The organism is Mesorhizobium sp. M2A.F.Ca.ET.039.01.1.1 (genome assembly GCF_003998035.1).
Lineage (GTDB): Bacteria > Pseudomonadota > Alphaproteobacteria > Rhizobiales > Rhizobiaceae > Mesorhizobium.
Map to the genome: position 1 here is coordinate 1 of NZ_RZRY01000220.1, position 9,005 is coordinate 9,005.

Sequence of the window (9,005 nt, forward strand, 5' to 3'; positions counted from 1 at the left end):
GTTCGCCGCAGCGCCGCGCCAAGCCGACCGCTTGGCGCTGCGGCGACCGCATCATAGGGAGAGAAAACTGTTACCTATGTATCCGGTTCAAAGTGTTACCCATCTATCCGCTGGACACCGGCAGGGCAATGAGGGGCAGGGCCGAGGCTTGAGATTGTCTTTTCGTCCGCACGGCCTATAGGCGCAGTGATCGCCTAGGGCAGCGCCGCCCCTCATCCGCCCTTCGGGCACCTTCTCCCCGTGAACGGGGAGAAGGAAAGGTCAAGCTTATCCAAACACCCGCTTGAAGATCGTGTCGACATGCTTGGTGTGGTAGCCGAGGTCGAATTTCTCGCGGATCTCGGCTTCGGAGAGGGCCGCCGTCACATCCTTGTCGGCGAGCAGTTCCTCGAGGAAATCGGCGCCTTGCTCCCAGACTTTCATGGCGTTGCGCTGCACCAGGCGATAGGCGTCCTCGCGTGACAGGCCGGCCTGCGTCAGCGCGAGCAGCACACGCTGCGAATGCACCAAGCCTCTGAACTTATTGAGGTTCTTCTCCATGTTCTCGGGATAGACGAGCAGCTTGTCGACGACGCCGGTCAGGCGCGCCAGCGCGAAATCCAGCGTCACCGTCGCGTCCGGCCCGATCATGCGCTCGACAGAGGAATGCGAAATGTCGCGCTCATGCCACAGCGCCACGTCTTCCATGGCGGGCACGGCCATCGACCGCACCATGCGGGCGAGGCCGGTGAGATTTTCGGTCAGCACCGGGTTACGCTTGTGCGGCATGGCAGACGAACCCTTCTGGCCCGGCGAGAAATACTCTTCCGCTTCCAGCACTTCGGTGCGCTGCAGATGGCGGATCTCGACGGCCAGACGTTCGACCGACGAGGCGATCACGCCCAGCGTGGCAAAGAACATGGCATGCCGGTCGCGCGGGATGACTTGCGTCGACACCGGCTCCGGCTTCAGCCCGAGCTTTGCCGCCACATGCTCTTCGACATATGGCTCGATGTTGGCGAAGGTGCCGACCGCGCCGGAGATGGCACATGTCGCGATATCCTCCCGCGCATGCACCAGACGCTCGCGGCAGCGCGAGAACTCGGCATAGGCTTGCGCCAGCTTGATGCCGAAGGTGGTCGGCTCGGCGTGGATGCCGTGGCTGCGGCCGATGGTGACAGTGTCCTTGTGCTCGAAGGCGCGGCGCTTCAGCGCGGCGAGCAGGGCGTCGATGTCGGCGAGCAGGATGTCGCTGGCCCGCGTCAATTGCACCGCAAGGCAGGTGTCCAACACGTCCGACGAGGTCATGCCCTGGTGGATGAAGCGGGCATCCGGTCCGACGAATTCGGCGAGATGGGTGAGGAAAGCGATGACGTCATGCTTGGTGACGCGCTCGATCTCGTCGATCTTGGCGACGTCGAATTTGGCCGCGCCGCCTTTTTCCCAGATGGTCCTTGCCGCTTCCTTCGGGATGACGCCCAGCTCCGCCAGCGCATCGCAGGCATGCGCCTCGATCTCGAACCAGATGCGGAAGCGGGTTTCGGGCGACCAGATGGCGACCATTTCCGGCCGGGAATAGCGAGGGATCATCTGTTTTCAGTCCTGCCTGGGAGAAGCGTCGGCCGCGTCCTAACAGAGGCGGGCCCAATGCTCAACGCTGCTGCCGCGCAAACCAGATGCTAACCCCGACAAGTGCCGCAAAGCCCAGCGGAAAATAGAGTCGAACGCCAAGCGCGAGGAACTGGTGGAGCGCTGTCGGCAGCGTGAAGGTGAATTCATGCCTATCACGCCATGGTGAACGAGACGCGCCGTGCGATGCATCCAATCCGGCGTTCATTTGTTATTGTCGGCCGTCTCGCATCCGAAAGGGCACATCCAGCGGAGAACCAGCATGAGCACCGACATCAGCAAGATACGCGGACATATGGAAGTGATCGGCGCCGATGGCGTCCATATCGGCACCGTCGACAAGGTCGAGGGCGACCGGATCAAGCTGACCAAGGCCGACAGCGGCATGGGCTCGCACAAGGGCCATCATCATTACATTTCGCTCGCCCTGGTCGCGGAGATCGACGGCGAGAAGGTCTGGCTTTCCGCGAATTCCGATGTCGCCGTCACCTTCGAGGAAGAGAAATCCGATCCGACCTGATCGGCGCCAACCCGATCAGCGCGACGCCCATACCGGGAATAGGTCGCCGTCGGCTGGCGTCGCGGCATGGACGCCGCGGCTGATAGCCCGCGCCATGGTCGCGCCGGCCGCCGCGAACAGGTCGATCGCGGCATCGGCGCCGAGCTCGATGCCGCTCCTGCCGGTCGCCAGGGCGAACACCAGATCGCCGTCCGCCGGCGTATGGGTCGGCCAGATGGCGCGGGCGAAGCCGTCATGCGCTGAAATCGCCAGCCGCTTGGCGGCGGCTTTGGTCAACACGGCGTCGGTGGCGATAACGGCGATGGTGGTGCTGCCGGCTTCCCCATGTCCGCCGACACGCCGATCGCGGTATTTCAGCAGGATCTTCCTGGCGTCTTTTGGCAGTGGATCGGGGTAGCCCAGGCCGCCGAATTCGTCGCCGATCTCGAAGGGCGCTGACCAGAAATGGCGGCTGCCGCCAACCGTCACCGAGCCGGTGGGATTGACGGCGGCAAGTGCGCCGATGGTGACGCCGCTGTCGAGCACGGTCGAGGCTGAGCCCAGACCGCCCTTCAGCCAGGAGGCCAACGCGCCGGTGCCGGCTCCGGCCGTACCGATGGCGAAATCGGCGATTGCCGTCTGCACGGCCTCATAGCCGAGCTCGCGATAGGGCGGATAACGGCCCCAATCCTTGTCGCCGCCATTGCGCAGGTCGAACAGGATCGCGGCCGGCACGATCGGCACGCGGAAGCCGCCGACCTCGACGCCGATGTTCTTCTCGCGCAGCGCCGCCTGCACGCCTGAGGCGGCGTCGAGGCCGAAGGCCGAGCCCCCGGACAGGACGACGGCATGGATCGTCACGATCGAATTCTGAGGCTCCAGCAGGTCGGTCTCGCGCGTGCCCGGCGCGCCGCCCAGCACCTGGACGCCAGCCACGGCAGGTTCGTCGCACAGCACCACCGTGACGCCGGATTTCAGCCTTGCGTCGCTGGCATTGCCCACGCGGAGGCCCGCAACGTCGGTGATCAGATTGCGCGGTCCGGTGTGGAACATCAGTTATCCTCCAGCGGCACGAAATGCGTGCCGTCGAAGCGGAAGACGCGGAACGGGTTCTGGCTGAGGTCGCCCGTGTCGTCGAAGCGGATGGTGCCGATCGCGGTCGTGAAATCATGGCCGGTCAGCGCTTCGCCGAGCGGTTTCCCCGAGCTTTCCGCATCGGCAGTCGCGGCCTTGGCGATCTCGACCGCCGCATAGGACGGCAGCGTGTAGCCGTCCGGCACGATGTTTTTTGCGCCGAGGGCCTGCACGATCCTGGGGTCGGCGACTTCCGACCATTCCGGCGGCGCGATCATCAGCGTGCCGGCGGCGTAAGGCACATCGCCAGGCGGCGTGCGCAGGTTCTCGCCGCCGGCAAAGGTGATGCCGGCCCCGAGGGAGGCGGCGTCACGGCCCATGATGGCGACATCGTCGCCGTCGCCGCCGGCAAACACCTTTGTCGCGCCTGCCTTCTTCAGCCGGCCGACCAACCCTATCTGGTTGTCGAGCTGCGGCCTGAACGTGTCGGTGAATACCGGCTTCAAGGCTGCCTGTTCGGCCGCGGCGCGAAAAGTCTCGGCCATCTCGCGGCCATAGATGGTGCCGTCATCGATTATGGCGAACAGCTCGTCGCGCCACAGCCGGGTGAGCTTGGCGGCTACCGCATTGCGCTCATCATCGCCGCGCGGGCCGAGCCGGTAGACCGGCCAGCCGGTCTTGGCGCGCCGGTCGGTCAGGCTTTCGGTGCGCACGCCGACCGTGATGACCGGAATGTTGGCGTCCTTCAGGATCGGCAGCGCCGTCTCGATCGCCTCGGTGCAGAGAAAGCCCACCACGATATCGACCTTGGCGTCGACGAATTCCTTTGCCGCCGCGGCGCCGCCATCGGCGGTGCAGGCATCGTCTGCGGTCTTGATCGCAAGGCCGTTCGCCTCCGCCGCCAGGCCGGCACCATTCTCAATCTGCTTGCCCAGGATCGCCGACGGACCGGAAAGCGGTGCCGCAACGCCGACCAGCGTCTCGGCCTCGGCGCTCGCTGCCAGCGACAGCCAGAACAGCACGGCTGATGTCGTCGTGAGAAGACGCATTCGGGCTAAGAGATCCTCCATGCCGGGAATACAATCCCGCACTATTCCAGGAAATGCCTAAAGGCTGGCTAAGCGGTGCGCAACACGCGAATTTGCGGATTGCGGTCAAGCACTTCGCCCGTGATGGATAACTTGTGGCGTGCAATATGCCGCCATATATAACGGGCTTGTTCCGACAGGTGGATTATCGCGTGCTGAAGATCAATGACATCGGGCCGCAGCACTATCGCGATGCGATGGCGCATTTTGCCGGCCATGTGCATGTGGTGACCACGGACGGGCCCGGCGGCAAACGCGGCGCGACGGTGATCGCCGCCTGTTCGGTTTCGGACACGCCGCCGACGGTTCTGGTCTGTCTCAACCGCGAGAACGCCAAGAACGAGGCTTTCATCAAGAACGGCAGGTTCGCGCTCAACACGCTTGCCTCGGACCAGGAAGCCGTCTCGGTGGGCTTTTCCGGTGTCACCGGGTTGCCGGCGGATGAACGCTTTGCGCTGGCCGAGTGGGATGTGATCTCGACCGGCGCGCCGACTCTGAAGGGCGCCCTTGCCGTGTTCGACTGCGAGATCATCGACGCCAAGGATCTTGCCACCCACCGTGTGCTTTTTGGCAAGGTGACAGGCCTGCGCATCGGCGATAATTTGCGGCCGCTGATCTACTATAACCGCGACTATCACGTTCTTTGAAACGTGCAAGCGGGACCCACGGAGACAAGATGACCGCGCCGCGCCCCGCGCCGAAATCGATCGACGAAACGCTCGATCTTTTGACCGCTGCGGACTATGTCGCGGACCGCTCGCTGGCGACCGTGCTGTTTCTTTCACTGCGCATGAAGCGGCCCTTGTTCCTCGAAGGCGAGGCGGGCGTCGGCAAGACCGAGATCGCCAAGGTGCTGGCCGACACCCTCGGCCGCCGGCTGATCCGGTTGCAATGCTATGAGGGGCTCGACGTCTCTTCGGCCGTCTATGAGTGGAATTATGCCGCGCAGATGATCGAGATCCGCATGGAGGAGGCGGCCGGCAAGGTCGTGCGCTCCGACATGGAGCGTAACGTATTCTCCGAAAAATACCTGATCCGCCGCCCGGTGCTCGATGCGCTGACCGGCAAGGCCGGCGCGGCGCCGGTGTTCCTGATCGACGAGCTCGACCGCACCGACGAAGCGTTCGAAGCGTTCCTGCTGGAAATCCTGTCGGATTTCCAGGTTACGGTTCCCGAGCTTGGCACGATCAAGGCGGAAGAGCCGCCGATCGTCATCATCACCACCAACCGCACGCGCGAGATCCACGACGCGCTGAAGCGGCGCTGCCTTTATCACTGGGTCGATTATCCGAACGCCGAGCGCGAGCTGGAGATCGTGCGCCGCAAGGTGCCGCAGGCGAACCGCCGGCTGTCGGCAGAGGTCGTGTCCTTTGTCCAGAAGCTGCGACAGGTCGAGCTGTTCAAGGCGCCAGGCGTCGCCGAAACCATCGACTGGGCCGGCGCGCTCACCGAGCTCGACAAGGTGGCGCTCGACCCGGAGACCGTGTCCGACACGATCGGCGTGCTTTTGAAGTACCAGGATGATATTGCCCGCATCGGTGAGGGCGAGGGCCGGCGCATCCTCAATGAGGTGAAGGCCGAGCTTTCGGCGGCGGAGTAGGGGCGATGCCGTCGCCGCGTCCGGAACCCAAAGAGGCGCGCGCCGATGGGCGCATCGCCGATAATATCGTCTATTTCGCTCGCGCCTTGCGCAAGGCCGGCATGCGCGTCGGGCCGGCCTCGGTGAAGGACGCCATCGAGGCGGTGCTTGCCGCCGGCATCGGCTCGCGCGACGATTTCTACTGGACGCTGCATGCGGTGCTGGTTTCGCGGCACGAGGATCATCCGGTCTTCGACGAGGCCTTCCGCCTGTTCTGGAAATCGCGCGAGCTGATCGAGAAGCTGCTGGCGATGTTTTCACCGGTCGCCCTGGATACAACCGAAAAGCAAAAGCCGCGGGCGGCCGAGAACCGCGTCAGCCAGGCGATGTTCGAAGGCCACCAGAAGAACCAGCCGGCCCGGGAAGTGCCGGAGATCGAGGTCGATGCGCGGCTCACCTTTTCCGGCAATGAAGTGCTGCGCGGCAAGGATTTCGCCCAGATGGACGCCGGCGAAATGGCCGAGGCCAAAAAGGCGATCATGGCCTTGCGGCTGCCCTTTGACCTCGTCCGCACGCGGCGCTTCAGGGCCGACGCGCAGGGGCGCCGCATCGATCCGCGCGCCATGATGCGTTCGGCCGCGCGCACCGGCGGCGCGCTTATCCTGCCGAAATTCCGATCGGCGCGCGAAGTGCATCCGCCGCTGGTCGTGCTTGCCGATATTTCGGGCTCGATGAGCCAGTACACCCGCATCTTCCTGCATTTCCTGCATGCCCTGACGGAGAAGCGCCGGCGCGTGCACGCCTTCGTCTTCGGCACGCGGCTGACTAACCTGACCCGGCAGATGCGCCATCGCGATCCGGACGAGGCGCTGGCCGAATGCTCGGCGGCGGTGAAGGACTGGTCGGGCGGCACCCGCATCGGCGATACGTTGGCCGAATTCAACCGGCTGTGGTCACGGCGCGTGCTGGGGCAGGGCGCCGTGGTGCTTCTCATCACCGACGGGCTGGAGCGCGACGACGTCACCGGCCTGTCGCAGGAGATGGAGCGGCTGCACAAGTCCTGCCGGCGGCTGATCTGGCTCAATCCGCTGTTGCGCTTCGACGGGTTCGAAGCGCGCGCCCGCGGCGTCAAAGCGATGCTGCCGCATGTCGACGAGTTCCGGGCAGTGCATAATCTCGACGCGCTGACCGATCTTTGCGCCTCTCTCGACCAGCGGCCCGCGGCCTCGGTCGATCCGCGCCGCTGGCTGCGAACTGGCGACAGGCGGGCCGCATAGCCATATGTTCTGCTTGGGAATGTCCCGGCGGGAAAACAGACTGTGTGAGAAGCGACAATGGATGAGAGCATATATCTCGATGAAGCCCGTGATCCGCTGATCATCGCGGAGGGCTGGATGAAGGACGGCAAGGATGTCGCCATCGCGACCGTGGTCGAGAACTGGGGTTCGGCGCCGCGTCCGGTCGGCAGCCATCTGGTCATCGACGCTGAAGGGAATTTCCATGGCTCTGTCTCGGGCGGCTGTGTCGAGGGCGCCGTGGTGACCGAGGCGATCGACGTCATCGGCTCGGGCAAGGCCAGGATGCTGGAGTTCGGCGTCGCCGACGAAACGGCCTGGCAGGTGGGCCTTTCCTGCGGCGGCCGTATCAAGGTCTATGTCGAAAGGCTGGGCTGACCGCCGTGGATCCATACATTCTCAAGACCTTGAACGAGGAACGCCGCGCCCGCCGGGCAGTGATTGTCGTCACCGACCTTGGCGACGGCCGCGACCGCATCGTGCGCGAGGGCGATCCTGTCGCGGGCGATCTCGGGGCGGCAATCGCCAATGCGTTTCGTACCGGCAATTCGCGGTCAGTGGAGGCGGAAGGGCGGACCTTTTTTCTCAACGCGCATCTGCCGCGCCCGCGCCTCGTGGTGATCGGCGCGGTGCATATCAGCCAAGCGCTGGCGCCGATGGCCAGGATCGCCGGCTACCCGGTCGAGATCATCGACCCGCGCACCGCCTTCGCGACCCCGGAGCGCTTTCCCGACGTCGCGCTGCATGCCGAATGGCCGGAGGATGTGCTGAAGCGCGCGCCGCTCGACAGCTACACGGCGCTCGCCGCAGTCACCCATGATCCGAAGATCGACGATTTCGCGCTGAAGGCGGCGCTCGACGCCCGCTGCTTCTATGTAGGCGCGCTGGGCAGCCGCAAGACCCATGCCAAGCGCGTCGAGCGCCTGCTGGCGCTCGGTGCCGGCGCCGACCAGATCGCCCGTATCCACGCGCCGATCGGCCTCGACATCGGGGCGGCAAGTCCGGCCGAGATCGCCGTTGCGGTGCTCGCGCAGACCATCCACGCCTTCCGCTCGCGCGGTCTGGAAGCAAAAGGCGCCGTGGCGTGAAATTCGGGCCGGTTCCGATCGACGAGGCGGAAGGGGCGGTGCTGGCGCATGCGACGGCCGCGGGCGAAAAGCGGTTCCGCAAGGCGCACCGGCTGAGCCGCGAGGATGTCGCTGCACTGAAGGCAGCGGGTGTAGTCGAGGTCGTCGCGGCGGTGCTTGGCGAGGGCGATCTCGGTGAGGATGCCGCCGCCGCGAAGATCGCGGCCGCCATGAGCCACCGCAACATCGAGGTCAAGCCGGCCGCCACCGGGCGAGTGAACCTGCATGCAGGGGCCTCGGGCGTGTTTACCGTCAATGCCGGGATGATCGATGCCATCAACGCCGTCGATCCGGCCATCACCGTCGCGACGTTGGCGCAGCATGCGCCGGTCGAGAAGGGCCAGATGGTCGCGACGGTGAAGATCATCCCCTTTGCCGTCGCCGCAAACCTGGTGGACAGCGTGGTGAGGATTTGCGCCGGCCGCGAGATCTTTGCCGTCAACGCCTATCGTCCCATCACGGTCGGCGTCATCCAGACGGTGCTTCCGGGCGTCAAGCCGAGCGTGCTTGACAAGACGCTGCGCGTCACCGAGGCGCGGTTGGCGCGTTCCGGCGGCCGGCTGACGGCCGAGCGGCGCACGCCGCATGAGATTGCCCCGGTCGCCGCGGCCGCGACCCAGCTGGCGCGCGACAATGACATGGTGGTGATCTTCGGCGCCTCAGCGATGAGCGATTTCGCCGATGTCGTGCCGGCCGCGATCGAACGTGCCGGCGGCACCGTCATCCGCGCGGGCA

The 9,005-nt window shown here is 65.3% G+C and carries 9 protein-coding genes and 1 pseudogene; 7 read left to right on the plus strand and 3 right to left on the minus strand.

The features are described 5' to 3' along the window. Nucleotides 1–267: 267 nt before the first annotated feature. A complete protein-coding gene (gene purB / locus EOA24_RS17800) occupies nt 268–1,569 on the minus strand; it encodes an adenylosuccinate lyase (protein ID WP_126082497.1) in 1,302 nt (433 codons plus the stop codon). 301 nt (nt 1,570–1,870) lie between these two features. On the opposite strand from purB, the gene EOA24_RS17810 reads away from it, so the two are divergent. Continuing rightward, a complete protein-coding gene (locus tag EOA24_RS17810) occupies nt 1,871–2,128 on the plus strand; it encodes a DUF2171 domain-containing protein (protein ID WP_126082499.1) in 258 nt (85 codons plus the stop codon). A gap of 15 nt (nt 2,129–2,143) precedes the next feature. On the opposite strand, the gene EOA24_RS17815 is transcribed toward EOA24_RS17810, so the two are convergent. Together EOA24_RS17815 and EOA24_RS17820 are read right to left on the minus strand one after the other, a co-directional pair. After that, nucleotides 2,144–3,160 (minus strand): P1 family peptidase, encoded by a 1,017-nt coding sequence (locus EOA24_RS17815; protein ID WP_127409949.1) that lies wholly within the window; start codon nt 3,158–3,160, stop codon nt 2,144–2,146. Beyond that, a complete protein-coding gene (locus EOA24_RS17820) occupies nt 3,160–4,230 on the minus strand; it encodes a branched-chain amino acid ABC transporter substrate-binding protein (protein ID WP_126082501.1) in 1,071 nt (356 codons plus the stop codon). Before EOA24_RS17820 ends, EOA24_RS17815 begins: the two co-directional genes overlap by 1 nt. A gap of 191 nt (nt 4,231–4,421) precedes the next feature. On the opposite strand from EOA24_RS17820, the gene EOA24_RS17825 reads away from it, so the two are divergent. The 6 genes and pseudogenes from EOA24_RS17825 to EOA24_RS17850 all read left to right on the plus strand — a co-directional run. After that, complete coding sequence (locus tag EOA24_RS17825; protein ID WP_042644630.1) at nt 4,422–4,916, plus strand: flavin reductase; 495 nt, start codon at nt 4,422–4,424, stop codon at nt 4,914–4,916. A 29-nt stretch (nt 4,917–4,945) separates the two neighbouring features. Then, nucleotides 4,946–5,869 carry a MoxR family ATPase gene (locus EOA24_RS17830; protein ID WP_126082502.1) on the plus strand — a complete coding sequence of 308 codons (924 nt, stop codon included), beginning with the start codon at nt 4,946–4,948 and terminating at the stop codon, nt 5,867–5,869. Between the two features lie 5 nt (nt 5,870–5,874). Next, a complete protein-coding gene (locus EOA24_RS17835) occupies nt 5,875–7,125 on the plus strand; it encodes a VWA domain-containing protein (protein ID WP_126082503.1) in 1,251 nt (416 codons plus the stop codon). 57 nt (nt 7,126–7,182) lie between these two features. Beyond that, complete coding sequence (locus EOA24_RS17840) at nt 7,183–7,521, plus strand: XdhC family protein (protein WP_126082504.1); 339 nt, start codon at nt 7,183–7,185, stop codon at nt 7,519–7,521. A 5-nt stretch (nt 7,522–7,526) separates the two neighbouring features. Then, nucleotides 7,527–8,231, plus strand: a complete 705-nt coding sequence (locus EOA24_RS17845) for an XdhC family protein (protein WP_126082505.1) — start codon at nt 7,527–7,529, stop codon at nt 8,229–8,231. Continuing rightward, nucleotides 8,228–9,005, plus strand: a pseudogene (locus EOA24_RS17850) (4-diphosphocytidyl-2C-methyl-D-erythritol kinase); the annotation flags it as partial. The gene EOA24_RS17845 and the pseudogene EOA24_RS17850, both read left to right, overlap by 4 nt.

Coding starts and splice junctions, on each gene's coding strand:
- EOA24_RS17840 (WP_126082504.1), top strand. CDS start 7,183: ATGGATGAGAGCATATATCTCGATGAAGCCCGTGATCCGCTGATCATC.
- EOA24_RS17810 (WP_126082499.1), top strand. CDS start 1,871: ATGAGCACCGACATCAGCAAGATACGCGGACATATGGAAGTGATCGGC.
- EOA24_RS17835 (WP_126082503.1), top strand. CDS start 5,875: ATGCCGTCGCCGCGTCCGGAACCCAAAGAGGCGCGCGCCGATGGGCGC.
- EOA24_RS17815 (WP_127409949.1), bottom strand. CDS start 3,160: ATGTTCCACACCGGACCGCGCAATCTGATCACCGACGTTGCGGGCCTC.
- EOA24_RS17820 (WP_126082501.1), bottom strand. CDS start 4,230: ATGCGTCTTCTCACGACGACATCAGCCGTGCTGTTCTGGCTGTCGCTG.
- purB (WP_126082497.1), bottom strand. CDS start 1,569: ATGATCCCTCGCTATTCCCGGCCGGAAATGGTCGCCATCTGGTCGCCC.
- EOA24_RS17830 (WP_126082502.1), top strand. CDS start 4,946: ATGACCGCGCCGCGCCCCGCGCCGAAATCGATCGACGAAACGCTCGAT.